Source organism: Pseudomonas sp. GW531-T4 (genome assembly GCF_017349615.1).
GTDB classification, from domain to species: domain Bacteria; phylum Pseudomonadota; class Gammaproteobacteria; order Pseudomonadales; family Pseudomonadaceae; genus Aquipseudomonas; species Aquipseudomonas chlororaphis_I.
On the sequence record NZ_JACMZT010000010.1, the window covers coordinates 33,212 to 57,946 of the forward strand.

Sequence of the window (24,735 nt, forward strand, 5' to 3'; positions counted from 1 at the left end):
GCGATTATTCAAGATTGTCCGCGGCCGGGCAACCGACACCGGCCGACAAAGCGCTCGCTGACCCGGGGCATCGGAGCGGTTCGACGGTTAATTTTGCGAAGATTGCGGCAAAGCAAATGGCTACACTGCGCAGGTGGTGCGCACCGGATGTGCGCAGGGTTCATTCAACATGGCGTGTTAGCAGGAGAGTTGCGTGCTTAAGAAACTGGGGATCAAAGGCCGCGTGCTGTTGCTGACCTTGCTGCCAACCAGCCTGATGGCGTTGGTGCTGGGCGGTTATTTCACCTGGATGCAGCAGTCGGACCTGCAAACCCAACTTCTGCAACGCGGCGAAATGATCGCCGAACAACTGGCGCCCCTGGTGGCACCGGCCCTGGCCCACCAGAACACCGCCCTGCTGGAACGCATCGCCACCCAGTCCCTGGAACAGCAGGACGTACGCGCGGTGACCTTCCTTGCGCCCGACCGCACGCCCCTGGCCCATGCCGGCCCGAGCATGCTCAACCAGGCGCCCACCGGTAACGGCAGCCAGATGCTGCAACGCACCGGCAGCGACGCCACCCGCTATCTGCTGCCGGTGTTCGGCCGCCACCGCAACCTGGCCGGCGACCTGATTCCCGACGAGTCCGACCGCCTGCTCGGTTGGGTCGAGCTGGAACTGTCCCACAACAGCATGCTGCTGCGCGGCTACCGCAGCCTGTTCGCCAGCCTGATGCTGATTACCGCCGGGCTGATCTGCACCGGCCTGCTGGCGCTGCGCATGGGGCGCACCATCAACAACCCGCTGAGCCAGATCAAACAGGCCGTCACCCAACTCAAGGACGGCAATCTGGAAACCCGCCTGCCCTTGCTCGGCAGCCAGGAGCTGGACGAACTGGCCTCGGGCATCAACCGCATGGCCGGCACCCTGCAGAATGCCCAGGAAGAACTGCAACACAGCATCGACCAGGCCACCGAGGATGTCCGGCAAAACCTGGAGACCATCGAGATCCAGAACATCGAACTGGACCTGGCGCGCAAGGAGGCCCTGGAGGCCAGCCGGATCAAGTCGGAATTCCTGGCCAACATGAGTCACGAAATCCGTACCCCGCTCAACGGCATCCTCGGCTTCACCCACCTGTTGCAGAAAAGCGAGCTGACCCCGCGCCAGCTGGATTACCTGGGCACCATCGAAAAATCCGCCGACAGTCTGCTGGGGATCATCAACGAAATTCTCGACTTCTCGAAAATCGAAGCCGGCAAGCTGGTGCTCGACAGCATTCCGTTCAACCTGCGCGATCTGTTGCAGGACACCCTGACCATCCTCGCCCCGGCCGCCCACGCCAAGCAGCTGGAACTGGTCAGCCTGGTGTATCGCGATACGCCGCTGTCGCTGGTGGGCGACCCACTGCGCCTCAAGCAGATCCTCACCAACCTGGTGAGCAACGCCATCAAGTTCACCCGCGAAGGCACCATCGTCGCCCGCGCCATGCTCGAAGAAGAACACGAAGACAGCGTGCAACTGCGCATCAGCATTCAGGACACTGGCATTGGCCTGTCGAACCAGGACGTGCGCGCCCTGTTCCAGGCCTTCAGCCAGGCCGACAACTCGCTATCACGGCAACCCGGCGGTACTGGGTTGGGGCTGGTGATCTCCAAGCGCCTGATCGAACAGATGGGTGGCGAGATCGGCGTCGACAGTACGCCCGGCGAAGGTTCGGAGTTCTGGATCAGCCTGCGCCTGCCGAAAACCCGCGACGACGCTGAAGACCTGCCCGCCCCGCCGCTGCTCGGCAGGCGGGTCGCGGTGCTGGAGAACCATGAGCTGGCGCGCCAGGCCCTGCAGCATCAACTCGAGGATTGCGGCCTGGAAGTCACGCCGTTCAATACCCTGGAAGCCCTGACCAACGGGGTGACCGGGGTGCACCAGACCGAACAGGCGATCGACCTGGCGGTTCTCGGCATCACCACCAATGACATGCCGCCGGAACGCCTCAACCAGCACATCTGGGACCTCGAACACCTGGGCTGCAAAGTGCTGGTGCTGTGCCCGACCACCGAACAGACGCTGTTCCACCTGTCGGTGCCCAACCCTCACAGCCAGTTGCAGGCCAAACCGGCCTGCACCCGCAAACTGCGGCGCGCCCTGGCCGACCTGGTCAACCCCAAGGCGGTGCGCAGCGAGCCGAGCGAGCCGAGCGAACCGATCGCCAGTCGCCCGCCGCGGGTGCTGTGTGTCGATGACAACCCGGCCAACCTGCTGCTGGTGCAGACCCTGCTCGAGGACATGGGCGCCAAGGTGCTCGCGGTCGACAGCGGTTACGCGGCGGTCAAGGCAGTGCAGAACGAATCCTTCGACCTGGTGATGATGGACGTGCAGATGCCCGGCATGGACGGTCGCCAGAGCACCGAGGCGATTCGCCAGTGGGAAAGCGAGCGCAACTGCACGCCGCTGCCGGTGATCGCCCTCACCGCCCACGCCATGGCCAACGAAAAACGCGCGCTGCTGCAAAGCGGCATGGACGACTACCTGACCAAGCCCATCAGCGAACGGCAGCTGGCTCAGGTGGTGCTGAAGTGGACCGGTCTGGCCCTGCGCAACCAGGGCCCGGAACGCACAGGCGAACCGTCCGGCAACGGCCTTGAGCTGCAAGTGCTGGATCACGACGAAGGTTTGCGCCTGGCCGCCGGCAAGGCGGACCTGGCCGCCGACATGCTGGCGATGCTCCTGGCCTCGCTGGAGGCCGATCGCGAAGCGATTCGCGCCGCCCGTGCCGCCAACGACCACAATGCCCTGATCGAACGGGTCCACCGCCTGCACGGGGCTACCCGCTACTGCGGAGTGCCGCAATTGCGCGCCGCCTGCCAGCGCAGCGAAACCCTGCTCAAGCAGGAAGACATCAAGGCCTTCGCCGCCCTCGACGAACTCGAACGGGCGATCAACCGCCTGGCCACGGAGGCCCGCATCAACGCCTGACTCAGGGCAACGACCCGGTTGCCCCGAAGGTTCATGCTGGGGGCAACCACCCACAAGGACGACGCCATGCACACGATTCTCTTCAGCAGCCAGAACTATGACCGCGACAGCTTCCTCGGCGCCGAGCTGCCGCCGGGCCTCGAGCTACAGTTCCAGGCCGCGCGCCTGAGCCTGGACACCGCGGCCCTGGCGGAGCACCACGAAGTGGTCTGCGCCTTTATCAACGACGACCTGAGCGCCCCGGTGCTGGAACAGCTGGCCGCCGGCGGCACGCGCCTGATCGCGCTGCGCTCGGCCGGCTACAACCATGTCGACCTGGCCGCAGCCAAGCGCCTGGGCCTGAGCGTGGTGCGGGTCCCGGCCTACTCGCCCCATGCCGTGGCCGAGCATGCCGTGGCCCTGATCCTCGCGCTGAACCGCCGCCTGCACCGCGCCTACAACCGCACCCGCGAAGGCGACTTCAGCCTGCACGGCCTGACCGGTTTCGACTTGGTGGGAAAAACCGTCGGCATCGTCGGCACCGGGCAGATCGGCGCCACCTTTGCCCGGATCATGGCCGGTTTCGGCTGCCAGTTGCTGGCCCACGACCCCTTCCCCAACCCAGAAGTCGAGGCCCTGGGCGCGCGTTACCTGAGCCTGCCGGAGCTGCTGGCCCAGGCGCAGATCATCAGCCTGCACTGCCCGCTCACCGCCGACAGCAAACACCTGATCAACCGCCAGAGCCTGGCCCGGATGCAACCGGGGGCGATGCTGATCAACACCGGCCGCGGCGGCCTGGTGGATACCCCGGCGCTGATCGAGGCCCTGAAGAACGGCCAACTGGGCTACCTGGGGCTGGATGTCTACGAAGAGGAAGCGCAGCTGTTCTTCGAGGACCGCTCCGACCTGCCGCTGCAGGACGACGTGCTGGCGCGGCTGCTGACCTTCCCCAACGTGATAGTCACCGCCCACCAGGCCTTCCTCACCCGCGAAGCCCTGGCGGCGATCGCCGACACCACCTTGCACAACATCGCTGCCTGGGCCGCCGGCACGCCCTGCAACCAGGTGGAAGGTTGAGTCGACGGACCGGCGGTAAGCGAAGGTCATCTGCCTGCAACCTGAGATATCAGGGTGCGTGCTAGCATACGCGCCAGATTTGGAGGACCCATGGTCGAACACGATTTCCGCTACAGCCTGATGAACCCGCAACACACCCTGATCGAATGCCGCGCCCTGGTGCCCGGCCGTTATCAGGTCACCGGCAACGGTGGTTCCATCCGCAACGACGACGTGCTGATCGTCACCCTCAAGGGCAGCAAGGACCTGTCGATGCGCCTGACGGTGGAAACCGTGCGGCACCTGATCAACCCGGTCGGCCAATGGGTCGCCGTGGCCCGCGGCCCGGTATTCGGCGAGCTGGCGATCCATCAGTGGCAGGTCAACTGCGATAGCTGCGCGGCCGAGCTGAACTTCGAGTTCGCGGTGGATGCCAAGCTGGGCAGCAAGGCGCAAAAACCCGCGGCCAGCGCGCGGATCGCCGAGCTGGGCTGGATCAGTGAAGGGGAAAAACACCTCTGCCCGAAATGCCAGCGAGCCGCCCAATGAAACGCCTGGCGTTGACCGCCGCGCTCGGCGCCGGCCTGCTGGGTTGCGCGGCGGAGCCGGTGAAACTGCAGCAGGATCGCAGCTACATCCTGGAGTGGATCGGCGAGCGTCCGCTGATCGACTACAGCCACCTGACCATCACCCTCGGGGAAGACGGTCGCGCCTACGGCAACGGTGGCTGCAACCATTGGTTCGCGCCCTACACCCTGGACGGCGACAAGCTCAGCTTCGGCAAGGTCGGCAGCACCCGCAAGATGTGCGCGCCCGCCCTGATGGAGCAGGAACGACGCTTCCTGCAGGCGTTGGAAACCGTCCAGCGCTGGGACATTTCCCCGATCGAACAAGTGCGCTTCTGGCCGGCCGAAGGCAAGCCGTTGCGCTGGTGGCTCGAGGAAGGCTGACCGCCCCCTGTAGCCGCTGCCGCAGGCTGCGATAAGGTCCGCAGGCCTTCAGCGATCCCGAGATCGCAACGGCCTTGCTAGCCGTTCGCAGCCTGCGGCAGCGGCTACGGATCAATGCCCGCGCAGGGCTTCCAGCTTCGCCATCACGCCCGCCGCGGTCTGCTCGCCCATCAGTTGCTCACGCACCTTGCCCTGGTCATCGATGATGTAGGTCACCGGCAACCCTTCGCTGCGTGGCAAATCGAAAATCTCCGCCGGGTTCTGCGCCAGCACGGTGAACTTGATGCCCAGTTTTTCACTGGCGCTTTTCAGCTCTTCGCCCTGGACGTTATCGAAATTGACCCCCAGCACACTCACCGGCTGGCCCTTGAGCCCTTCGGCCAATGCATTGAGTTCGGGGATCTCGGTGCGGCACGGCCCACACCATTCGGCCCAGTAATTGAGCACCAGCCACTGCTTGTCCACGCGCTCGGCGGCGACTTGCCGGCCATATTGATCGACCCCGTAATCGTTACCGCAGCCGCTCAGCAACAAGGTGCCGATGATCGCCAATGCCGCTGCCAGTTGCCTTGCCATGCCTTGATCCTTGTATTGAAAAAAACCACTCAAACCCGCTTTCTCGTGCGACCCATCGCCTCGCAAGGTTCAGGACTGCCCGTCGCACAGGTAGAATAGCCGCCACCTTACGCAAGATGCGACCCGCCCATGACCGATCTGACGCTTTATCACAACCCGCGCTGCTCGAAATCCCGCGGTGCGCTGGAACTGCTGGAAGCCCGTGGCCTGACCCCGACCGTGGTCCGCTACCTGGAAACCCCGCTCGATGCCGCCCAGCTGCAAAGCCTGCTGGGCAAGCTCGGGATCGGCGCCCGCCAGCTGCTGCGCACCGGCGAAGACGAGTACAAGAGCCTCAACCTGGCCGACGCCAGCCTGAGCGAAGCGCAGCTGATCGCCGCCATCGCCGCGCACCCGAAACTCATGGAACGGCCGATTCTCGAAGTCGGCGACAAGGCCATCATCGGCCGGCCGCCAGAGAACGTACTGGAGATCCTGCCTTGAGTACGCCGTACATCCTGGTTCTCTACTACAGCCGCAACGGCTCGACCACCGAGATGGCCCGGCAGATCGCCCGGGGTATCGAACAAGGTGGCATGGAGGCGCGCCTGCGCACCGTGCCGGCGATATCCGCCGACTGCGAGGCCGTGGCCCCGAGCATCCCGGAAGACGGCGCGCTGTATGCCAGCCTCGATGACCTGAAGCACTGCTCCGGCCTGGCTTTAGGCAGTCCGACGCGCTTCGGCAACATGGCCGCGCCGCTGAAGTATTTCCTCGACGGCACCAGCAACCTATGGCTGACCGGCGCCCTGGTGGGCAAGCCGGCCGGGGTGTTCACCTCCACCGCCAGCCTGCACGGCGGCCAGGAAACCACCCTGCTGTCGATGATGCTGCCGCTGCTGCACCACGGCATGCTGATCACCGGCCTGCCCTACAGCGAATCGGCCCTGCTGGAAACCCGTGGCGGCGGCACGCCTTACGGGGCCAGCCACCATGCCGGCGCCGACGGCAAGAGCCCGCTGAACGAGCACGAGGTCGCCCTCTGCCGCGCCCTGGGCCTGCGCCTGGCCAAGACGGCCCTGCAACTGGAGAGCAGCCGTGGCTAAAAAGCCGAAGATCCTGCCGGCCATCGAATGGCTGGAGCCGCGCGTACGCATCACCCGAGTGCTGAGCCTGATCTGCTTTTTCGGCCTGGTCGGCCTGCTCTGCGGTTACTACCTGTTCGTCGCCGACCTGCACGGCGCCCGGCCCTGGGTGATCCTGCTGATCGAACTGGTACCGCTGCTGCTGATGGCGCCGGGCATGCTGGTGGGCAGCGCGCGCGGGCATTCGTGGATGTGCTTTGTGGTGAACCTGTATTTCATCAAGGGCGCGCTGGCCGCCTACGATCCGAACCGCCAGCTGTTCGGCGTCCTGGAAATGCTCGCCAGCCTGGCGGTGTTCTGCTCGGCCCTGCTCTATGTGCGCTGGCGCTTCCAGCTCAACCGCAAGCTGGCGGGCGAAGGCGAGGTCAGCGCCGCCTGACGGTACGCCATCGCGGGCAAGCCTCGCTCCTACAGAAAACCGCATGCTTCTGTAGGAGCGAGGCTTGCCCGCGATGAGATCAACCCCGAATCAGTGGTTGACCGTATAGGCCAACATCATCGAGATCTGGCACAGCGGCCGGCCACTTTCGGCGTGCCACTGGTTGAAGGCGCCCTGCACGGTGGCCAGGTCCTTGAGGCTGCTGGGCACCTTGTCGATGATCTGCTGCGCATTCAGCGCCGCCACCACGTCATAGGTCGGCACGAAGGTGTCCTTGCCGACCATCCGCAGAAAGCGCGGGGCCGACAGGCCGCCCAACTGGTGACCGTGCTTGGCCAGGTACTTCCACAGGCCGACGATGTCGGTCACCGGCCAGTCGGCGATCAAGGCGCCAAAGCTGCCCTTCTCCTTTTCCACGTCGAGCACCATCTGCGCGTTGCGCGGCACGCTCTTGAGCTTGCCCAGGTGGCGAATGATCCGCGTGTCCTGCATCAGCCGCTCGAGGTGCTCGGCGCCCATCAGCACCACTTTCTCCGGGTCGAAACCAAAGAACACTTCTTCGAAAGCCGGCCACTTGGCGTCCACCAGGCTGTGCTTCAAGCCGGCGCGAAACACCCGCAGGGCCAGGGTCGAGAGATAACGGTCATCGCTGATCTTGCGCAATTGCGCCGGGGTTTTCGGCACCGGCAGATGGGCTTCCAGCTCGGCCGCCGAACCGAAACGGTTCAGACAGTATTCGTGCAGCCACTTGTAATCGCGCATGCCCTCTCCTAATGACGATAAAGAAACGGCGCTCAGAGGAGCGCCGTGATTCCACGATACAGAGCCGCGAAACGACTCAGAGGTTCACCACATTGACGAAACGCGAGGCCGCGGTTTCATCGATCTTCAGGCTGGTGAAGTCGAACAGGTTACGGTCCGCCAGCTGCGACGGCACCACGTTCTGCAGGCCGCGGAAAATGCTTTCGGTACGGCCCGGGGTCTTGCGTTCCCATTCCTGGAGCATTTCCTTGACCACCTGGCGCTGCAGGTTTTCCTGGGAGCCGCAGAGGTTGCACGGGATGATCGGGAACTGCTTGAGGTCGGAATAGGCCTGGATGTCCTTCTCGCTGCAATAGGCCAGCGGGCGGATTACCACGTTGCGCCCGTCGTCGGCCCGCAGCTTGGGCGGCATGGCCTTGAGCGAGCCGTTGTAGAACATGTTGAGGAAGAAGGTCTCGACGATGTCGTCGCGATGGTGTCCCAGGGCCATCTTGGTCGCGCCGATCTCGTCGGCGAAGGTGTACAGGGTGCCGCGACGCAGGCGCGAGCACAGCGAGCAGGTGGTCTTGCCTTCCGGGATCAGTTCCTTGACCACCGAGTAGGTGTCCTTCTCGACGATGTGGTACTCCACACCCAGTGTCTCGAGGTAGGCCGGCAGCACGTGCTCGGGGAACCCGGGCTGCTTCTGGTCCATGTTCACGGCGACGATCTCGAACTTGATCGGTGCAACCTTCTGCAGGTGCATCAGCACGTCGAGCATGGTGTAGCTGTCCTTGCCGCCGGACAGGCAGACCATGACCTTGTCGCCGTCTTCGATCATGTTGAAGTCGGCGACCGCTTCCCCGGCCTGGCGGCGCAAGCGTTTCTGCAGTTTGTTCTGGTTGACCGTAAGAGTGCCCATGGCGCTTGAAATCCGCGGTGTGTGACGAAAAGCCGGTCATTTTACGCAAAAACCGCGCGCGGGCGAAGCGCCGGGCGCCAGTCGACCGATCAAATCACCGAATGCGATTACCAGCTGCGTCGACAGCGCGATTTGCTCTAACGCCTGCGCCTTTTGCAAGGCAGTCCTTTCTATACTGCGACATAAGGTCGCACACATATTCAGACCTTTACTTACTTGGCCACTGGCCCGTAGGCGCTCCGTTGGGGGGCGATGGCAATAACAAAGGAGTGACTGACTATGATTCATCATGTCGTGGGACTCTTCACCCACCCCGATCAGGAATGGCGAGAAATACGTGGCGACGAAGAGGAAAGCATCAGCCACATGTACCTCACCCACACGCTGATTCTCGCGGCGATTCCAGCGATTTCGGCCTTTATCGGCACCACCCAGGTCGGTTGGGTCATTGGTAATCGAGCGCCGGTCATGCTGACCATGGAAAGCGCGCTGTGGATGACCATCATGTCGTACCTGGCGATGCTCGGCGGGGTCGCGGTCATGGGCGCCTTCGTCCACTGGATGGCTCGCACCTACGACGCCAGCCCGAGCCTTGCACGCTGCATCGCATTTGCCACCTACACGGCGACGCCGCTGTTCATCGGCGGCCTGGCGGCGCTGTATCCGCACATGTGGCTCGGCATGATCGTCGGCACGGCCGCCATCAGTTACACCGTTTACCTGCTGTATGTCGGGTTGCCGACCTTCATGAACATTCCATCGGACGAAGGTTTCCTGTTCTCAAGCTCCGTACTGGCCGTTGGGCTGGTGGTGCTGGTCGCGATCATGGCGTTCACCGTGATCGTCTGGGGTCTTGGCGTCGGCCCCGTTTACACCAACTGACGCTGCTCAAAAAACAAACACAATCTGCCAACACAGGCCGCCGCAAGGCGGCCTTCTAATCTGCGCAACGACCATTCGGCGCCTGGACGATTCGGAATGCATCAGCTTTGCGGCATACTCACCCGCTCTGGAGAGCCGTTAAGCATGCCCGAGCAACTCAATACCCGCGTCGAAGACTGTTTCCAACTCGCTGAATCCTTTTTCAAACGACCTTTCAAACGCCCGGTGGTCAGCCTCAAGTTGCGTGGCCAGAAAGCCGGTGTCGCCCACCTGCACGAGAACCTGCTGCGCTTCAACCCGCAGCTGTACCGGGAAAACACCGAAGACTTCCTCAAGCAGACCGTGGCCCATGAAGTCGCGCACCTGATCGCCCACCAACTGTTCGGCGAGCGCATCCAGCCCCACGGCGAAGAATGGCAACTGATCATGCGCGGGGTGTACGAACTGCCGCCCAATCGCTGCCACACCTACGAGATCCAGCGTCGCAGCGTGACGCGCTACATCTATCGCTGCCCCTGCGACAACGATTTCCCGTTTTCCGCCCAGCGCCACCGCCTGGTCGCCCAGGGCCGGCGTTATCTGTGCCGGCGTTGCCGGCACACCCTGGTGTTCAGCGGCGAGATGCGGGTGGAGTGAACCCGGCCCTACAGGATGACCCGGCCCTGGCGTAGCTCAGCGATGCGCTGCGTGCTGTAACCCAGCTCGGTCAGCACCTGGTCGCTATGCGCCCCCAGCGCCGCCCCGATATGCCGCGGCTCCGGCAGCCCCTGGGAAAACTTCAACGGACAGGCCATCTGCGCCTGGTAGCTGCCATCGCCACGCGGCACCTGGCTGACCAGCTGCCGCGCCTGCAACTGCGGATGCACCACCGCCTCCGCCAGGCCCAGCACCGGTTCGACGCAGGCATCGACCCCGGCAAACAATTCGCAGAGCTCGGCAAAATCGTGTTTCTCGAACTCGACCTGCAAGGCCTGCTTGAGCGCCTGCTGTTGCTCCGGCTGCGGTGACAGCCCCTGGGCCGCCAGTTCCGGACGCCCCAGGGCCTTGCACAGCGCCTGCATGAACGGCGGTTCCAGGCTGCCCACCGACAGCCAGCGACCATCCCGACTGCGGTAATAGTCATAGAAGCTGCCGCCATTGAGCACCTGCTGCTCCGCCGCGGGCTCGATCCCGCACGCCAGGTAGCCGGCCCCGGCCATGGCATTCAGGCTGAACACACAATCGGTCATGCTCACGTCCAGGTGCTGCCCCAGGCCGCTGTGCTGGCGGGCAATCACTGCCGCCAGCAGGCCGATGACCCCATGCAGCGAACCTCCGGCGATGTCCGCCGCCTGGATGCCCAGGGGCAGCGGTCCATTGTCCTTGCGCCCGGTGTAGCTGGCCAGGCCCGCCAGGGCCAGGTAATTGATGTCGTGGCCGGCGCGCTCCCGATACGGGCCGGTCTGGCCGTAACCGGTGATCGAGATATAGATCAGCTTCGGGTTGATCGCCTTCAACGCCTCGTAGCCCAGCCCCAGGCGCTCCATCACCCCGGGGCGGAACTGCTCCAGCACGATGTCGTACTCCAGCACCAGTTGGCGGATCACCTCCAGCGCCTCGGGCTGCTTGAGGTCCAGCGCCAGGCTGCGTTTATTGCGATTGAGGTAGGCATGGCTGGCGGAAACGCCCTGATCGTGGGGCGGCAGCACCCGCAGCAGGTCCATGCGGGTCGGCGATTCGATGCGCAGCACCTCGGCGCCCATGTCCGCCAGCAGCAAGGAGGCGAACGGCCCCGGCAGCAGCGTGGAGAAATCCAGTACCTTGAGTGACGCCAGTGGCCCTTGCATGAACACTCTCCCTTGCCGATTGATTGCCCACAGAGTAGGCAGCGCCTCAAGGCCCGGCAATCACCGCAAGCGCCACCCGGGCTGACCGTTGCGCTCAAACGCCGGGCATGAAAAAACCCGCCGGAGCGGGTTTTTCATCAACGCGGTGAAGTTACTTCACGGTCGTCGGGGTCGGGCCTTCGGCAACGCCCAGGTCGTCTTCTTCGCGGGTGTCGCTGATAGCACGGCCACCGGAAGCCAGCTCGGCCTGCAGCTGATCTTCGTCCAGCTCCTTGACCCACTTGGCGACCACTACGGTGGCTACCGCGTTACCCACCAGGTTGGTCAGCGCACGGGCTTCGGACATGAAGCGGTCGATACCCAGGATCAGCGCCAGGCCGGCCACCGGCAGGTGACCCACGGCCGACAGGGTTGCCGCCAGCACGATGAAGCCGCTACCGGTCACGCCCGCAGCACCTTTGGAGGACAGCAGCAGCACCAGCAGCAGGGTGATCTGGTGAGTGATGTCCATGTGGGTGTCGGTCGCCTGGGCGATGAACACGGCCGCCATGGTCAGGTAGATCGAGGTACCGTCGAGGTTGAAGGAGTAACCGGTCGGGATCACCAGACCCACTACCGATTTCTTCGCGCCCAGGCGTTCCATCTTGATCAACATGCGTGGCAGGGCCGATTCCGACGAGGAAGTACCCAGTACGATCAGCAGCTCTTCACGGATGTAGCGGATCAGCTTCAGCACGCTGAAACCGTGGGCGCGGCAGATGGCACCCAGCACCACCAGCACGAACAGCACGCAGGTGATGTAGAAGCAGATCATCAGCTGGCCCAGCTGCACCAGCGAACCCACGCCGTAGGCGCCGATGGTGAAGGCCATGGCACCCAGCGCACCGATCGGCGCGAGCTTCATGATCATGTTGATGATGTTGAACATCACGTGGGCGAAGCGATCGATGAAGTCCAGCACCGGCTTGCCGTAGGCACCCAGGCGGTGCAGGGCGAAACCGAAGATCACCGAGAACATCAGCACTTGCAGGATGTCGCCGTTGGCGAAGGCGCCGACGATGGTGTTCGGAATGACGTTGAGGATGAAGCCGACGATGCTCTGGTCCTTGCCGGCGGTGACGTAGGCCGCCACTTTCGAGGCATCCAGGGTCGACACATCGATGTGCATGCCGTTGCCCGGCTGCACGACGTTGACCACGACCAGGCCGATCAGCAGGGCGATGGTCGAAACGATTTCGAAGTACAGCAGCGCGTAGCCACCGGTCTTGCCCACCGATTTCATGTTCTGCATGCCAGCGATACCACTGACGACGGTACAGAAGATGATGGGCGCGATGACCATCTTGATCAGTTTGATGAACCCGTCACCCAGGGGCTTGAGGGCCACACCGGTCTGCGGGTAGAAGTGACCGAGCAGGATGCCGATGGCGATGGCAACGATCACCTGGAAATACAGGGATTTGTACAGTGGCTGACGAGTCGTCATTGCAAAGTTCCTCAAGAGCACCGTTGCACACCATCCATCGATGCACACGACGCCTAAAGTGCGAACCCTCCTGCACTGGAGGGATTTGTTGTGTAGAGCTGCGGGGAACACCTTTCGCTGCTCCCTTCTCCTCGCTCGCTATCGCAAAGCCCGTGCCAGCTTGCCCAAAAAACCTGAAGGCCTTTGGACATCAGGGTTTGCTCTCGCCCTTCGCGCTCCTCGTCCCACACGAAGTGGCGGATTTCCGCCCATCATCCGGCCCTCGTCCTACAATTTGGCGGATATCCGCCTTGTCCGGTCGCTGGCGGCTGTTAACATCCGCCACTTAATGGACGGATCAACCTTCATGCGCGAACGCACTATCGCCAGTCATTTCGCCCGCGCCGCCCTGGGCGGGGCCCGCCGACGGGGCTACGACTATTCGGAGTTGCTGCAGACCCTGGGCATCAGCCTCGAATTGCTGAACGAACCCAAGGCCCGTATCGCCCCCGAGCAGTTCGCCAGCCTGCTGCAACAGCTCTGGCAAGTCCTCGATGACGAGTACCTGGGGTTCGGCGACGGCCCGAGCAAGCGCGGCACCTTCGCCATGATGTGCCACGCCCTGATCCACTGCAGCAACCTGGAGAAGGCCCTGCAGCGCGGCCTGCTGTTTTATAGCCTGTTCCCCCAGGCGCCGCGGCTGAGCCTGACGCGCGAAGGGGAAATGACCCGCCTGAGCCTGGACGACGCTGGGCTGTGGGACCCGGACCACTTTCTCAGCGAGAGCCTGCTGGTGATCTGGCATCGCCTCGGCAGTTGGCTGATCGGCCAGCGCATCCGCCTCGAACAGGCCTGTTTCAGCTACCCGAAACCCGAGCATGGCAACGAGTACGACCTGCTGTTCCCCTGCCCCCTGGTGTTTTCCCGCGACTGCAGCAGCCTGTTGTTCCACAGCCGCTACCTGAGCATGCCGCTGCTGCAGGACGAACGAACCCTCAAGCACTTTCTCGAGCGCTCCCCCGCCGACCTGCTGGCCCGCCCGGATGACGGCGACAGCCTGAGCAGCCAGCTGCGCCGCCTGCTCAGCCGCGACAGCAACCATTGGCCGGACCTGGAAAGCATCGCCCAGCACCTGCACATCAGCCCGCAGACTCTGCGCCGGCATTTGCGCGAAGAAGGCACGAGCTTTCAGGAATTGAAGGATCAGTTGCGGCGCGATATCGCCATCTACCATCTGCGTCGGGCCGACCTGTCATTGCAACAGATCGCCGAGCAGACCGGCTTTTCCGAGCCCTCGGCCTTTCACCGCGCGTTCAAGAAGTGGACCGGGCTGACGCCGGGCGCCTACCGCGCCCAGGAAACCTGAGCGCGCCGCTCAGATCGCCGGGAAGTGAATGCGGAACGCCGCCCCGCCCAGGGCGGAATCGCCAAGGGTCAGCTGCGCGCCGTAGCTGTCGATGATGTCCTTGACCACCGCCAGGCCGATCCCCTGCCCCGGATGCTGGCGATCCAGCCGTTCACCACGCTGGAGAATCCGCGCCCGCTGGTCCGGCGGCACACCCGGCCCGTCGTCCTCGACACACAACTGCGCGCCGTGAAGGTCTTGGCGGACACTGATGCGCACTTCGCTCAAACACAGGCGGTAGGCGTTCTCCAGCAGGTTGCCCAGCAGCTCGAGCAAGGCCCCATGTTCGATCGGCACATAGCAGCGCTCCGGCAGATCGAACGATACCCGCACCTGTTTGTCGCGATAGACCTTGTCCAGGGTGTCGCACAGGCTTTTCAGCACCGGACGCAGACGCACCTGATGACGCACCAGGCCGCTCTTGCGCAGGCTGGCGCGCTGCAACTGGTAGCTGATCTGCTGGCTCATGCGTTCGATCTGAGTCTGCAGCACCCAGGCCTGTTCGCGATCCTGGGGGCGCAGGGCCATGTCCTCGCTGACCCCTTGCAACACCGTCAGCGGGGTTTTCAGGCTGTGGGCCAGGTCGTCCAGGGAATCGCGATAACGGCTGCGTTGCTCGCGCTCGCTGTGCAACAGGCGGTTCAACGAACCGGTCAGGCGCAACAGCTCGCGCGGGTGTTCTTCACTGAGGCTTTCCCGGGTGCCGCTTTCGATTTCGTCCAGCTCCTGGCTCAGCCGGCGCAAGGCCTGCAGGCCCCAGGTCAGGCCGAGCCAGAGCAGCGCCAGGAGCACCAGCAACGCGGCGCCGAAACCGAGGTAGAGGTTTTCCCGCACCCCTTCCAGGGTCAGCTGGTACTCACGCACCGGCTGCAAGGCGACGATGCTGAACGCCGCGCTCTTACCGCCGAGCAGCTTGACCTCGACGTCGTAGACGAAAAACTCCTGGCCGTTGGCCTCGCGGATACGCGCGAACTCATTGCCGCGGCCGTCATAACGCGGCTTGTAGTTGATGTTCTCTTCCTGGGTCGCCTTGGAACGCCAGACTAGCCGCCCCTCCCGGTCATAGATGTAGCCCAGCAGACGGCTGTCGGTCAGGTTGAAACGCTCGTCCGGCAGTTGCGCCGGCATTTGCAGGTGATTGTTCTCGACCCGGGCCGCCGAGATCAGCGTGGTCACATCGGAGGCCAGGCGCTGCTCGATGGAATCCTGCAGCGCCAGGCTGAACGCGCCTTGCATGGCCGGCAACAACGCCAGCATGAACAGCACCGCCAGCGTCGTGGCCGCCAGCATCAGGCGCAGGCGTAACGATCGAATCATCGGCAGCGCTCGTTGAACAGATAACCCAGGCCACGCACGGTATCGATGGGCTTGAAGCCCGAAGGGCCTTCCAGCTTGCGCCGCAGGCGGCCGACCAGCACCTCGATCACGTTCGGATCGCGCTCGTCATCGTCCGGGTACAGCTGCTCCATCAAGCGGTCCTTGGCCACCACCTGCTGATGGTGGCGCATGAGGTACTCGAGAATCCGGTATTCGTAGGCGGTCAGCGCCAGCGGCTGTTCGTCGAGCGAGGCCTGCTTGCGATTCAGGTCGAGCAGCAGCGGACCAGCGATGATGGTCGACTGGGTGAACCCGCTGGAGCGGCGCAGCAGGGCATTCAGGCGCGCGTCCAGTTCCTCGAACTGGAAGGGCTTGACCACATAGTCGTCGGCGCCGGCGGCCAGCCCTTCGACCTTGTCCTGCCAGTTGCCGCGAGCCGTCAGGATCAGGATCGGAAATGCCTTGCCCCTTGAGCGCAGCTGGCGGATCAGGTCCAGCCCGCCCATGCCCGGCAGGCCCAGGTCGATCACCGCCAGATCATGGTTGAACTGCTCGGTCTGATACAGCGCCTCCTCGGCATTGGCCACGGACTCGACCACATGGCCGCTGTCCGTGAGGCGGGTTTGCAAGTGATGGCGCAGCAGCGCCTCATCTTCAACGACGAGCAGTTTCATGCAGCTCTCCCAGGCAAAATTCGACATCTCCAAGGGCGCTCAGGCGCCCTGATCGTATATATGGCAACGCCGGATCCTACCTTGGCAGATCCGGCGCGGTCAGAACCAGGACGGTATTTTAGAAAGCGTAGTTGGCCGACAGGTACGTCTGGGCGCTGCTGGTCAGGCTCAGCGAACCCTGCTTGCTGCCACTGCGCTCGCTCATCTCGGTGCTGGCATTGCTGCGCAGGTAACGGTAACCCAGTTCGACCGAAGTGTTCTGTGAAACCTGCTGCAGGACACCGGCCTGCACGCCGACGGCGTAACCGATATCGCTGTCGCGGCTGAAGCCTGGGGAATCCTGGGTCAGCTTGGTCAGGCCCGCGGTGCCGCCGCCGAACAGCTTGGTGCTGCTGGTCACTGGCAGGAACACATCGTAGCTGCCGAGCAGGTTTTCCTGGCGCAGTTTAATGCCATTGTGGGAACCGGAGACATTGTCGTAGGTGGCGTAGTAGCGGTGCTGGTCATTCTGCTGACCCAGGCGCACGCCCCAGGTGTTGTCCTTGCCGATCACACCGTCGGCGTTCGGGTTGTTCAGGTTGCTGTTGAGCAGACTGGACTTCTTCACCTTGTCGCTGGTCTGGCCGTAGGTAAGGCTGGCGAAGTTGCTGTCGGCGGCCTGGACGACAGCGCTGGCGCCGAGAACAGTGAAGGCCAGGATCATCTTCTTGAAAGTAGTCATGGGGGTATTTCCTCATTCGCTATGTGTTTTTGGGTACGGGGCCAGACTACCGACCCCGCCCTGAACTCCCCCTGAACACACTCTGAACCTCGGCTGAATCAAATCGACTAGGCTGTCTGGCAGTCTTTTAAAGGAGAACGGACTATGCGCGCGCTTTTTGCTTGCTTGTTGTTGACCTTCTGCGCAATGAGCCAGGCGGCCATCAAGACCCAGGAAATCCCCTACCAGAGCCCCGACGGTACCCGGCTCATCGGCTACTACGCCTATGACGACGCGCTGAAAGGGCCACGCCCAGGGGTAGTGGTGGTGCATGAATGGTGGGGCCTGAACGACTACGCCAAACGCCGGGCCCGGGACCTTGCAGCCCTGGGCTACAGCGCCCTGTCCATCGATATGTACGGCGACGGCAAGCACACCGAGCACCCGAAAGACGCCATGGCCTTCATGCAGGCCGCCTCCAAAGACAGTGCCGCCGCCAGCGCACGCTTCAAGGCCGGGCTCGACCTGCTGAAGAAACAACCGCAGACCGACCCGGACAAGCTGGCCGCGATCGGCTACTGCTTCGGCGGCAAGGTGGTGCTGGACGCGGCGCGCCAGGGCCTGCCCCTGCTCGGGGTGGTGAGCTTCCATGGCGCCCTGGTCACCAACACCCCAGCCACCCCCGGCAGCGTCAAGGCGAAGATTCTCGTTGAACACGGCGCCCTCGACAGCATGGTCACCGCCGATAACGTCAGCGCCTTCAAGGCAGAAATGGACAAGGCCGGCGCCGACTACCAGTTCGTCAACCTCGAGGGCGCCAAGCACAGCTTCAGCAATCCGGATGCCGACCGCATGAGCCACGGCGAACATGGCGGGCTGGACATCGGCTACAACAAGGCCGCCGATGAACGCTCGTGGGCGGACATGCAGGCGCTCTTCAAGAAACTGTTCAACTGATCCCGCACCGACCGCCCCGGGGGCCTCAACTCCCGGGACAGCGGCCTCAAGGCCGACGGTTGCCAGGCTACCCTCCGGCCTTACAACCCGGCAAAATGCCTGGCATGAATCTCATCCCTACCCTCCCCGCCTGCTGCACCCCACTCGACGACCAGTGGCCGCTGCCCGACGCCCTGCCGGACACCGTCCTGCTCGGCACCCATTTCGATGCCTCGCGCCTGGCCAGCGACGACTTCCAGCTCAGCGCCATCGAGCCGCCCGCGAGCATTCAACGTTCGGTGGCGAAACGGCAGGCCGAGTTTCTCGCCGGTCGCTTCTGCGCCCGCGCCGCCCTGCAACGCCTGGACGGCCTGGACTGCATTCCGCCGATCGGCGAGGACCGGGCGCCGGTCTGGCCGGCGCACATCAGTGGCTCGATCACCCACAGCACCGGGCGTGCCGCGGCGATCGTCGCGCGCAAGGAGCATTGGCGCGGGCTGGGCATGGACCTGGAGAACCTGCTCAACATTGAACGGGCGGAACGCCTGGCGGGGGAAATCCTTATCCCGGCCGAAATGCAGCGCATGGCGGCCGCCCCGCGCGAGCAACTGGCGCTCTGGGTCACCCTGACCTTTTCGGTGAAGGAAAGCCTGTTCAAGGCGCTGTACCCGATCGTCCAGCAACGCTTCTATTTCGAACACGCCGAAGTGCTGGAGTGGACAGCCAGCGGCCAGATCCGTCTGCGCCTGCTGACCGACCTGTCCAGCGAATGGCGCAGTGGCAGTGAACTGGACGCGCAATTCGCCCTGCAGGACGGGCAACTGCTGAGCCTGGTCAGCATCCGGGCTTGATGCCCGGACGAACCTGAGCGCAGGCCCTCAACCTTTATCCTGGTGCCGTGGCCAGCTCAGGCTGAAGCAGGCGCCGCCGAGGGTCTTGCTCCTGCTGATCAACGCGCGGCCGTCATGCCAGTGAATGATCCGCCGCACGATCGACAAGCCCAGGCCGTGACCGCCCGAAGCGCGGGTGCGGCTGTCATCCAGGCGCAGGAACGGGGTGAATATCCGCTCCCAGGCGCTTTCCGGAACCCCCGGGCCATCGTCCTCGACGTCGACCCGACAGCGCATCTGCCCCACCTGGTAACTGACCAGCACCTGCGACTCGGCGTGACGCATGGCGTTGCTCACCAGGTTCTGCAACGCCCGATGCAGGTAGCGCGGCTCGGCCTCGACCCAGGCGCCATCGCAATCCGCCGCGGACAGGCATGAGCCGCGCTGCACCTTGACCTGCGCACGCAACGGCGCCAGCTCGCTGATCACCTGGTTGATCAGGGCATCCAGGTCGATACGCTGGAAGTTCAGCGCCGGCGAACCCTGCTCCAGCCGCGCATAGGTGAGCATTTCGTCCACCAGCCGGTCGAGGTCCTGGATATCGTTGTCCATGCCCTCCATGTATTTGTCCCGGGCCTGGGGAGTGGTCGCCGAGCCGATCATTTCCAGGCCGAAGCGCAGGCGCGCCACCGGTGTGCGCAACTCGTGGGAGACCGCGCGCACCAGCTCGCGCTGGATCGCCAGCAAGCGCTGCAAGTGCTCGGCCATGCCGTTGAAGGCCGCCGCCAGCCGCCCCACCGAGTCGGCGCCACCGGCCGGCACCCGGGCCTCCAGGCTGCCCTTGGCAATGCGCGTGGCCGCCGATTCCAGGCCACGCAAACGTCGCTCCAGCTGGCGCACCAATAAATAGACGATCAGGCCGATCAGGCTCAGGCCCAGCACCGCGATCAACACCAGCCACTGCGGTGGGTAGGGATTCATCTGGTACAGCGGGCCGATTTCCAGGACCCAGGGCGTGCCTACCATGCCCGCGAACACGCGGATCGAATCGCCGCCCTTGCCCAGGGCCATCACCGTATCGCCCTCGGCAACCCGGCGACGCTGGTCCTCGTCCATGTCCGCGTCGTCCTGGGTGACCAGGTGCATGTCGAAGCCAAAGCCCTTGTCCTTTTTCAACGCCGCCAGGCGCTCTGGCTGCTCGGCCACTGGAAAGCGCACCAATTCGTCGGCCAGCAGATAGATAGTCGCCCGCGCCAGCTGTTCGCTGATCTGCTGCACCTCACCGGTCAGCAGCAGTTGTTCCCGCTCGCTGACCAGGCGATAGACCCGCGCCGCGTAAGGCCCGGTCTGCTCCACCAGGGCCTGGCCGCGCAGCACGCGGTTGCGCTGCCCGAGGTCGAGGCCGGTCTGGGTGAAGGTTTGCAGGGTCAGCGGAATGCCCAACAAGCGCTCCCATACCGCCAGGGCGCGGCGGCGCTCGATTTCGCTCATCGGTTGCAGGTTGTCGGCCATCAGCGAAAACGTGCCGTGGGCCAGGCGCTCGCGGTATTGCTCGCTGCGCACCTGATTGAGCAGGTGCAGCGCCAGCACGCCCAACAGCGCCACCAGAATCAGCGCGGCGCACATGCCGCCGTAGATGCGCAGAAATATGGAGTTCACGACGACAGGTCGGCAGCGGCTTCGGGGACGAACAGATAACCCTTGCTGCGGATGGTCTTGATCAGCCGCGGGTGTTCCGGGTCGTCGCCGATTTTCGGGCGGATCCGGGAGATGCGCACATCGATGGAACGGTCCTGGCCGTCATAGCCGATGCCGCGCAGGGCGGTGAAGATTTCCTCGCGGGACAGAATGCGCCCGGCGTTGGCCACCAGCAGCCAGAGCAGGTCGAACTCGGCGCTGGTCAACTCGATACCGGCATCGTGCAACCAGGCTTCGCGCAAGGCGCTGTCCACCACCAGCGGGCCGAATTGCAGGCGCCGGGATTTCTCCGGCGCGGCGCCGTCCACGGGTTCGCTGCGCCGCAACAGGGCCTGGATCCTGGCCAGCAACAGACGCGGACGGACCGGCTTGCACACGTAATCGTCGGCGCCGGTGTCCAGCCCCAGCACCTGGTCCATGTCGTCGGTGCGCGCGGTCAGCATCAGGATCGGCCCGTCGTAACGATCGCGGACCTTGCGGCAGATGCTCAGGCCATCCTCGCCGGGCAGCATCAGATCGAGGATCACCAGGTCGGGTTGTTCGGCAATGATCCGCGCCGCAGCCAGGGCGCCATTGCCCTCGATGGCGACGCGCAGTCCGTTGCTCTGCAGGTATTCACAGGTCAACTCGGCCAGTCGCTGATCGTCCTCGACGATCAATATCTGCCACGCTTCTTGCTCCACGGTGACCTCTGCTTGCCAGGTACGGGCTCAGGAAGAATCCGCCCGTCTTTTTGTAATGTGAAATGGATAAAACGATGCATCGAAGGCCCGATTGTAGCAACGGCAAAGGCCGTGAACACAAGGCGCTGAATGCGCTCGGTAAAGGCGTTTTTTTGTGATAGGGTTCGCGCCCGCAAAAATCCGCCCCGGGCAGTTTTGCAGGGTAAAAAACAGTGACAAACGGTAGGATCCAGCCCTGCTGCGGCCTGCGTGAGGTTTACTCGCTTCATACACAATTTACGCACAACCTTATCCACAGGCTGTACGTTGCAATCACCCCCAAAAACGCATTATCTTGTAGCTCGGCCGCAAAAAAACCCTATATCTAGGGTTTCAGGCCAAAAACCAAACACAAATCAGACAAGAAACTCAAGCGCTTTTCTTGCACTTCTTTGGTTGAACCAATCGGATTTTCAGAAGCCAAACCGCGCGTGCGGATGGCTGCGGTTTTCCAGCCCACGGCAAGGAAAACGGTACGGGTGTTGCAGTACATGACTGTCACCCACCAGGAATACGGTCACGAGCCCCAGGCTCGCGACCTATGACTTCGGCATGGAAGCGGCGCCAACAGCCCCCCTTCCTGAACTGTCCCGAAGTCGTTATGCCCGGCGTGCGCCGGTTGTAGTGCTTCAGGACGGAACGGTGGGCACCCAAAGGGTGCCCAAACAAACATAGAGAACGTGGAGACACCCATGCAAACCGACACAACTCGCGAGAACCCGCAGGCCAAAGCGCCGCAGGCTGCCGATTCCAACCTGGATCTGTCTGCCACCGCGCCTGGCCAACTGCGAGTGATCAAGCGTAACGGCACTGTCGTTCCTTACACCGATGACAAAATCACCGTCGCCATCACCAAAGCGTTTCTCGCAGTTGAAGGCGGCACCGCTGCCGCTTCGTCGCGAATCCACGACACCGTCGCTCGCCTGACCGAGCAGGTCACCGCCACCTTCAAGCGTCGCATGCCTTCGGGCGGCACCATCCACATCGAAGAGATCCAGGACCAGGTCGAACTGGCCCTGATGCGTGCCGGCGAGCAGAAAGTTGCCCGCGACTACGTGATCTACCGTGACTCGCGCGCCAAGGAGCGCGCCACCCGCACGCCAAGCGAAGAGCCGGTGCAGGCTCACCCGTCGATCCGCATCACCCGCGCCGACGGCAGCTTCGCGCCTCTGGACATGGGCCGCCTGAACACCATCGTCACCGAAGCCTGCGAAGGCCTGGAAGAAGTCGACGGCGACCTGATCCAGCGCGAAACCCTGAAGAACCTTTACGACGGCGTAGCGCTCAAGGACGTCAACACCGCCCTGGTGATGACCGCGCGCACCCTGGTAGAGCGCGAGCCGAACTACTCGTTCGTGACCGCCCGCCTGCTGATGGACACCCTGCGCGCCGAAGGCCTGAGCTTCCTGGAAGTGGCCGAGAGCGCCACTCACCACGAGATGGCCGACCTGTACGCCAAGGCACTGCCGGCCTACGTCGCCAAAGGTATCGAGTTCGAACTGCTGAACCCTGTGCTGGCCGACTTCGACCTGGAAAAACTCGGCAAGGCGATCAACCACGAGCGCGACCAGCAGTTCACCTACCTGGGCCTGCAGACCCTGTACGACCGCTACTTCATCCACAAGGACGGCGTGCGTTTCGAACTGCCGCAGATCTTCTTCATGCGCGTGGCCATGGGCCTCGCGATCGAAGAGAAGCAGAGAGAAGACCGTGCCATCGAGTTCTACAACCTGCTGTCGTCCTTCGACTACATGGCTTCGACTCCGACCCTGTTCAACGCCGGTACCCTGCGTCCACAGCTGTCGAGCTGCTACCTGACCACCGTGCCGGACGACCTGTCGGGCATCTACGGCGCCATCCACGACAACGCCATGCTGTCGAAATTCGCCGGCGGCCTGGGCAACGACTGGACTCCGGTGCGTGCGCTGGGCTCCTACATCAAGGGCACCAACGGTAAATCCCAGGGCGTCGTGCCGTTCCTGAAAGTGGTCAACGACACCGCCGTAGCCGTGAATCAGGGTGGCAAGCGCAAAGGCGCTGTGTGTGCCTACCTGGAAACCTGGCACATGGACATCGAAGAGTTCATCGAGCTGCGCAAGAACACTGGTGACGATCGTCGTCGTACCCACGACATGAACACCGCCAACTGGATCCCTGACCTGTTCATGAAGCGCGTCTTCGATGACGGCAAGTGGACCCTGTTCTCGCCATCGGAAGTACCGGACCTGCACGACCTGACCGGCAAGGCCTTCGAAGAGCGCTACGAGTACTACGAAGCCCTGTGCGAATACGGCAAGATCAAGCTGTTCAAGACCATCCAGGCCAAAGACCTGTGGCGCAAGATGCTGTCCATGCTGTTCGAAACCGGCCACCCTTGGCTGACCTTCAAGGACCCGTGCAACCTGCGCAGCCCGCAGCAGCACGTGGGCGTGGTCCACAGCTCGAACCTGTGCACCGAGATCACCTTGAACACCAACAAGGACGAGATCGCCGTTTGCAACCTGGGCTCGATCAACCTGCCGAACCACATCGTCGACGGCAAGCTGGACACCGCCAAGCTGCAACGCACCGTGAACACCGCCGTGCGCATGCTCGATAACGTGATCGACATCAACTACTACTCGGTACCGCAGGCGAAGAACTCCAACTTCAAGCACCGTCCGGTCGGACTGGGCATCATGGGCTTCCAGGACGCGCTGTACCTGCAGCACATCCCTTACGGTTCCGATGCTGCCGTCGACTTCGCCGACAAGTCCATGGAAGCGGTGAGCTTCTACGCGATCCAGGCTTCCTGCGACCTGGCCGACGAGCGTGGCGCCTACGAGACGTTCCAGGGTTCGCTGTGGTCCAAAGGCATCCTGCCGCTGGATTCGCAACAGATCCTGATCGAAGCCCGTGGCCAGAAGTACATCGATGTCGACCTGAACGAAACCCTGGACTGGGCACCAGTGCGCGCCCGTGTACAGAAAGGCATTCGTAACTCCAACATCATGGCCATCGCTCCGACCGCGACCATCGCCAACATCACCGGCGTGTCGCAGTCGATCGAACCGACCTACCAGAACCTGTATGTGAAATCGAACCTGTCGGGCGAATTCACCGTGATCAACCCGTACCTGGTTCGCGACCTCAAGGCTCGCGGCCTGTGGGACTCGGTCATGATCAACGACCTGAAGTACTACGACGGTTCCGTGCAGCAGATCGAGCGCATCCCGCAAGAACTCAAGGAGCTCTACGCGACTGCCTTCGAAGTGGAAACCAAGTGGATCGTCGACGCCGCCAGCCGTCGCCAGAAGTGGATCGACCAGGCTCAGTCGCTGAACCTCTACATCGCCGGCGCTTCGGGCAAGAAGCTCGACGTGACCTACCGCATGGCCTGGTACCGTGGTCTGAAAACCACTTACTACCTCCGTGCCCTGGCCGCGACCAGCACCGAGAAGTCGACCATCAACACCGGCAAGCTGAACGCTGTTTCCAGCGGCGGCAACCACGGTGACGACTCGGTCCTGGCCGCTCCAGCCGGTCCTGCTCCAGTGCCGAAGGCTTGCGCCATCGACGAGCCGGATTGCGAAGCTTGCCAATAAGCTGAGCCGATAG

The 24,735-nt window shown here is 63.4% G+C and carries 24 protein-coding genes; 13 read left to right on the forward strand and 11 right to left on the reverse strand.

The features are described 5' to 3' along the window. The first annotated feature begins 193 nt into the window (after positions 1–193). The 4 genes from J4D28_RS10375 (at position 194) to J4D28_RS10390 (ending at position 4,941) form a co-directional block, all read left to right on the forward strand. Complete coding sequence (locus J4D28_RS10375; protein ID WP_103330917.1) at positions 194–2,956, forward strand: response regulator; 2,763 nt, start codon at positions 194–196, stop codon at positions 2,954–2,956. Positions 2,957–3,022: 66 nt separating this feature from the next. Further along, positions 3,023–4,012, forward strand: a complete 990-nt coding sequence (locus tag J4D28_RS10380; protein WP_038634294.1) for a 2-hydroxyacid dehydrogenase — start codon at positions 3,023–3,025, stop codon at positions 4,010–4,012. A 90-nt stretch (positions 4,013–4,102) separates the two neighbouring features. Then, a complete protein-coding gene (locus tag J4D28_RS10385) occupies positions 4,103–4,540 on the forward strand; it encodes a hypothetical protein (RefSeq protein WP_103330918.1) in 438 nt (145 codons plus the stop codon). Further along, on the forward strand, positions 4,537–4,941 hold the full coding sequence (locus J4D28_RS10390; protein ID WP_009050282.1) for an META domain-containing protein: 405 nt from the start codon (positions 4,537–4,539) through the stop codon (positions 4,939–4,941). The genes J4D28_RS10385 and J4D28_RS10390 overlap by 4 nt, the downstream gene beginning before the upstream one ends. Before the next feature lie 111 nt (positions 4,942–5,052). Here J4D28_RS10390 and J4D28_RS10395 read toward each other — a convergent pair whose 3' ends face one another. Continuing rightward, on the reverse strand, positions 5,053–5,517 hold the full coding sequence (locus J4D28_RS10395; protein ID WP_009050283.1) for a TlpA disulfide reductase family protein: 465 nt from the start codon (positions 5,515–5,517) through the stop codon (positions 5,053–5,055). A 129-nt stretch (positions 5,518–5,646) separates the two neighbouring features. On the opposite strand from J4D28_RS10395, the gene arsC reads away from it, so the two are divergent. The 3 genes from arsC to J4D28_RS10410 are packed head-to-tail and all read left to right on the forward strand — an operon-like array spanning position 5,647 to position 7,020. Continuing rightward, on the forward strand, positions 5,647–6,000 hold the full coding sequence (gene arsC / locus J4D28_RS10400) for an arsenate reductase (glutaredoxin) (RefSeq protein WP_009050284.1): 354 nt from the start codon (positions 5,647–5,649) through the stop codon (positions 5,998–6,000). Then, positions 5,997–6,602 carry an NAD(P)H:quinone oxidoreductase gene (gene wrbA / locus J4D28_RS10405; protein ID WP_009050285.1) on the forward strand — a complete coding sequence of 202 codons (606 nt, stop codon included), beginning with the start codon at positions 5,997–5,999 and terminating at the stop codon, positions 6,600–6,602. Before arsC ends, wrbA begins: the two co-directional genes overlap by 4 nt. Continuing rightward, on the forward strand, positions 6,595–7,020 hold the full coding sequence (locus J4D28_RS10410) for a DUF2069 domain-containing protein (RefSeq protein WP_009050286.1): 426 nt from the start codon (positions 6,595–6,597) through the stop codon (positions 7,018–7,020). Before wrbA ends, J4D28_RS10410 begins: the two co-directional genes overlap by 8 nt. Before the next feature lie 90 nt (positions 7,021–7,110). Here J4D28_RS10410 and J4D28_RS10415 read toward each other — a convergent pair whose 3' ends face one another. Together J4D28_RS10415 and ttcA are read right to left on the reverse strand one after the other, a co-directional pair. Continuing rightward, positions 7,111–7,782 carry a DNA-3-methyladenine glycosylase I gene (locus tag J4D28_RS10415; RefSeq protein ID WP_009050287.1) on the reverse strand — a complete coding sequence of 224 codons (672 nt, stop codon included), beginning with the start codon at positions 7,780–7,782 and terminating at the stop codon, positions 7,111–7,113. A gap of 76 nt (positions 7,783–7,858) precedes the next feature. Next, complete coding sequence (gene ttcA, locus J4D28_RS10420) at positions 7,859–8,683, reverse strand: tRNA 2-thiocytidine(32) synthetase TtcA (protein WP_009050288.1); 825 nt, start codon at positions 8,681–8,683, stop codon at positions 7,859–7,861. A gap of 279 nt (positions 8,684–8,962) precedes the next feature. On the opposite strand from ttcA, the gene J4D28_RS10425 reads away from it, so the two are divergent. Beyond that, positions 8,963–9,565 (forward strand): Yip1 family protein, encoded by a 603-nt coding sequence (locus J4D28_RS10425; RefSeq protein WP_009050289.1) that lies wholly within the window; start codon positions 8,963–8,965, stop codon positions 9,563–9,565. A gap of 144 nt (positions 9,566–9,709) precedes the next feature. Then, positions 9,710–10,201 carry a SprT family zinc-dependent metalloprotease gene (locus J4D28_RS10430; protein WP_007931787.1) on the forward strand — a complete coding sequence of 164 codons (492 nt, stop codon included), beginning with the start codon at positions 9,710–9,712 and terminating at the stop codon, positions 10,199–10,201. 8 nt (positions 10,202–10,209) lie between these two features. On the opposite strand, the gene J4D28_RS10435 is transcribed toward J4D28_RS10430, so the two are convergent. Together J4D28_RS10435 and J4D28_RS10440 are read right to left on the reverse strand one after the other, a co-directional pair. Then, positions 10,210–11,391 (reverse strand): CaiB/BaiF CoA-transferase family protein, encoded by a 1,182-nt coding sequence (locus J4D28_RS10435; RefSeq protein ID WP_103330919.1) that lies wholly within the window; start codon positions 11,389–11,391, stop codon positions 10,210–10,212. Positions 11,392–11,542: 151 nt separating this feature from the next. Then, the gene (locus J4D28_RS10440; protein ID WP_009050291.1) at positions 11,543–12,877 is read right to left on the reverse strand and encodes a dicarboxylate/amino acid:cation symporter; all 1,335 of its coding nucleotides are present in this window, start codon (positions 12,875–12,877) and stop codon (positions 11,543–11,545) included. A 346-nt stretch (positions 12,878–13,223) separates the two neighbouring features. On the opposite strand from J4D28_RS10440, the gene J4D28_RS10445 reads away from it, so the two are divergent. Beyond that, a complete protein-coding gene (locus J4D28_RS10445; protein ID WP_009050292.1) occupies positions 13,224–14,222 on the forward strand; it encodes an AraC family transcriptional regulator in 999 nt (332 codons plus the stop codon). A 9-nt stretch (positions 14,223–14,231) separates the two neighbouring features. Here the strand turns inward: J4D28_RS10445 and J4D28_RS10450 are convergent, their stop codons facing one another. The 3 genes from J4D28_RS10450 to J4D28_RS10460 all read right to left on the reverse strand — a co-directional run bounded on the left by J4D28_RS10450 (position 14,232) and on the right by J4D28_RS10460 (position 16,973). Further along, entirely contained in the window at positions 14,232–15,578 is a 1,347-nt protein-coding gene (locus tag J4D28_RS10450) for an ATP-binding protein (RefSeq protein WP_103330920.1), read from the reverse strand. Beyond that, the gene (locus J4D28_RS10455; RefSeq protein WP_007931776.1) at positions 15,575–16,252 is read right to left on the reverse strand and encodes a response regulator; all 678 of its coding nucleotides are present in this window, start codon (positions 16,250–16,252) and stop codon (positions 15,575–15,577) included. Before J4D28_RS10455 ends, J4D28_RS10450 begins: the two co-directional genes overlap by 4 nt. Positions 16,253–16,370: 118 nt before the next feature. Further along, the gene (locus tag J4D28_RS10460; RefSeq protein WP_007931772.1) at positions 16,371–16,973 is read right to left on the reverse strand and encodes a hypothetical protein; all 603 of its coding nucleotides are present in this window, start codon (positions 16,971–16,973) and stop codon (positions 16,371–16,373) included. A gap of 144 nt (positions 16,974–17,117) precedes the next feature. On the opposite strand from J4D28_RS10460, the gene J4D28_RS10465 reads away from it, so the two are divergent. Then, the gene (locus J4D28_RS10465) at positions 17,118–17,909 is read left to right on the forward strand and encodes a dienelactone hydrolase family protein (RefSeq protein ID WP_053269718.1); all 792 of its coding nucleotides are present in this window, start codon (positions 17,118–17,120) and stop codon (positions 17,907–17,909) included. A 104-nt stretch (positions 17,910–18,013) separates the two neighbouring features. Further along, positions 18,014–18,739: a 4'-phosphopantetheinyl transferase gene (locus J4D28_RS10470; protein WP_038634305.1), complete on the forward strand. Its 726-nt coding sequence runs from the start codon at positions 18,014–18,016 to the stop codon at positions 18,737–18,739. A gap of 27 nt (positions 18,740–18,766) precedes the next feature. On the opposite strand, the gene J4D28_RS10475 is transcribed toward J4D28_RS10470, so the two are convergent. From J4D28_RS10475 to J4D28_RS10485, 3 genes are all read right to left on the reverse strand, one after another. After that, a complete protein-coding gene (locus tag J4D28_RS10475; protein ID WP_009050296.1) occupies positions 18,767–20,377 on the reverse strand; it encodes an ATP-binding protein in 1,611 nt (536 codons plus the stop codon). Next, positions 20,374–21,099, reverse strand: a complete 726-nt coding sequence (locus tag J4D28_RS10480) for a winged helix-turn-helix domain-containing protein (RefSeq protein ID WP_016702519.1) — start codon at positions 21,097–21,099, stop codon at positions 20,374–20,376. Before J4D28_RS10480 ends, J4D28_RS10475 begins: the two co-directional genes overlap by 4 nt. A gap of 364 nt (positions 21,100–21,463) precedes the next feature. Beyond that, a complete protein-coding gene (locus tag J4D28_RS10485) occupies positions 21,464–21,631 on the reverse strand; it encodes a hypothetical protein (RefSeq protein WP_155290718.1) in 168 nt (55 codons plus the stop codon). Positions 21,632–21,830: 199 nt separating this feature from the next. On the opposite strand from J4D28_RS10485, the gene J4D28_RS10490 reads away from it, so the two are divergent. Continuing rightward, positions 21,831–24,722: a ribonucleoside-diphosphate reductase subunit alpha gene (locus J4D28_RS10490; protein WP_038576782.1), complete on the forward strand. Its 2,892-nt coding sequence runs from the start codon at positions 21,831–21,833 to the stop codon at positions 24,720–24,722. The last annotated feature ends 13 nt before the right edge of the window (positions 24,723–24,735 follow it).

What these genes read in the sequence shown, in the direction of transcription:
- J4D28_RS10380 (WP_038634294.1), top strand. Translation starts at nt 3,023, where the DNA reads ATGCACACGATTCTCTTCAGCAGCCAGAACTATGACCGCGACAGCTTC.
- J4D28_RS10385 (WP_103330918.1), top strand. Translation starts at nt 4,103, where the DNA reads ATGGTCGAACACGATTTCCGCTACAGCCTGATGAACCCGCAACACACC.
- J4D28_RS10390 (WP_009050282.1), top strand. Translation starts at nt 4,537, where the DNA reads ATGAAACGCCTGGCGTTGACCGCCGCGCTCGGCGCCGGCCTGCTGGGT.
- J4D28_RS10395 (WP_009050283.1), bottom strand. Translation starts at nt 5,517, where the DNA reads ATGGCAAGGCAACTGGCAGCGGCATTGGCGATCATCGGCACCTTGTTG.
- arsC (WP_009050284.1), top strand. Translation starts at nt 5,647, where the DNA reads ATGACCGATCTGACGCTTTATCACAACCCGCGCTGCTCGAAATCCCGC.
- J4D28_RS10415 (WP_009050287.1), bottom strand. Translation starts at nt 7,782, where the DNA reads ATGCGCGATTACAAGTGGCTGCACGAATACTGTCTGAACCGTTTCGGT.
- ttcA (WP_009050288.1), bottom strand. Translation starts at nt 8,683, where the DNA reads ATGGGCACTCTTACGGTCAACCAGAACAAACTGCAGAAACGCTTGCGC.
- J4D28_RS10425 (WP_009050289.1), top strand. Translation starts at nt 8,963, where the DNA reads ATGATTCATCATGTCGTGGGACTCTTCACCCACCCCGATCAGGAATGG.
- J4D28_RS10430 (WP_007931787.1), top strand. Translation starts at nt 9,710, where the DNA reads ATGCCCGAGCAACTCAATACCCGCGTCGAAGACTGTTTCCAACTCGCT.
- J4D28_RS10435 (WP_103330919.1), bottom strand. Translation starts at nt 11,391, where the DNA reads ATGCAAGGGCCACTGGCGTCACTCAAGGTACTGGATTTCTCCACGCTG.
- J4D28_RS10440 (WP_009050291.1), bottom strand. Translation starts at nt 12,877, where the DNA reads ATGACGACTCGTCAGCCACTGTACAAATCCCTGTATTTCCAGGTGATC.
- J4D28_RS10445 (WP_009050292.1), top strand. Translation starts at nt 13,224, where the DNA reads ATGCGCGAACGCACTATCGCCAGTCATTTCGCCCGCGCCGCCCTGGGC.
- J4D28_RS10450 (WP_103330920.1), bottom strand. Translation starts at nt 15,578, where the DNA reads ATGATTCGATCGTTACGCCTGCGCCTGATGCTGGCGGCCACGACGCTG.
- J4D28_RS10455 (WP_007931776.1), bottom strand. Translation starts at nt 16,252, where the DNA reads ATGAAACTGCTCGTCGTTGAAGATGAGGCGCTGCTGCGCCATCACTTG.
- J4D28_RS10460 (WP_007931772.1), bottom strand. Translation starts at nt 16,973, where the DNA reads ATGACTACTTTCAAGAAGATGATCCTGGCCTTCACTGTTCTCGGCGCC.
- J4D28_RS10465 (WP_053269718.1), top strand. Translation starts at nt 17,118, where the DNA reads ATGCGCGCGCTTTTTGCTTGCTTGTTGTTGACCTTCTGCGCAATGAGC.
- J4D28_RS10470 (WP_038634305.1), top strand. Translation starts at nt 18,014, where the DNA reads ATGAATCTCATCCCTACCCTCCCCGCCTGCTGCACCCCACTCGACGAC.
- J4D28_RS10485 (WP_155290718.1), bottom strand. Translation starts at nt 21,631, where the DNA reads ATGTACTGCAACACCCGTACCGTTTTCCTTGCCGTGGGCTGGAAAACC.
- J4D28_RS10490 (WP_038576782.1), top strand. Translation starts at nt 21,831, where the DNA reads ATGCAAACCGACACAACTCGCGAGAACCCGCAGGCCAAAGCGCCGCAG.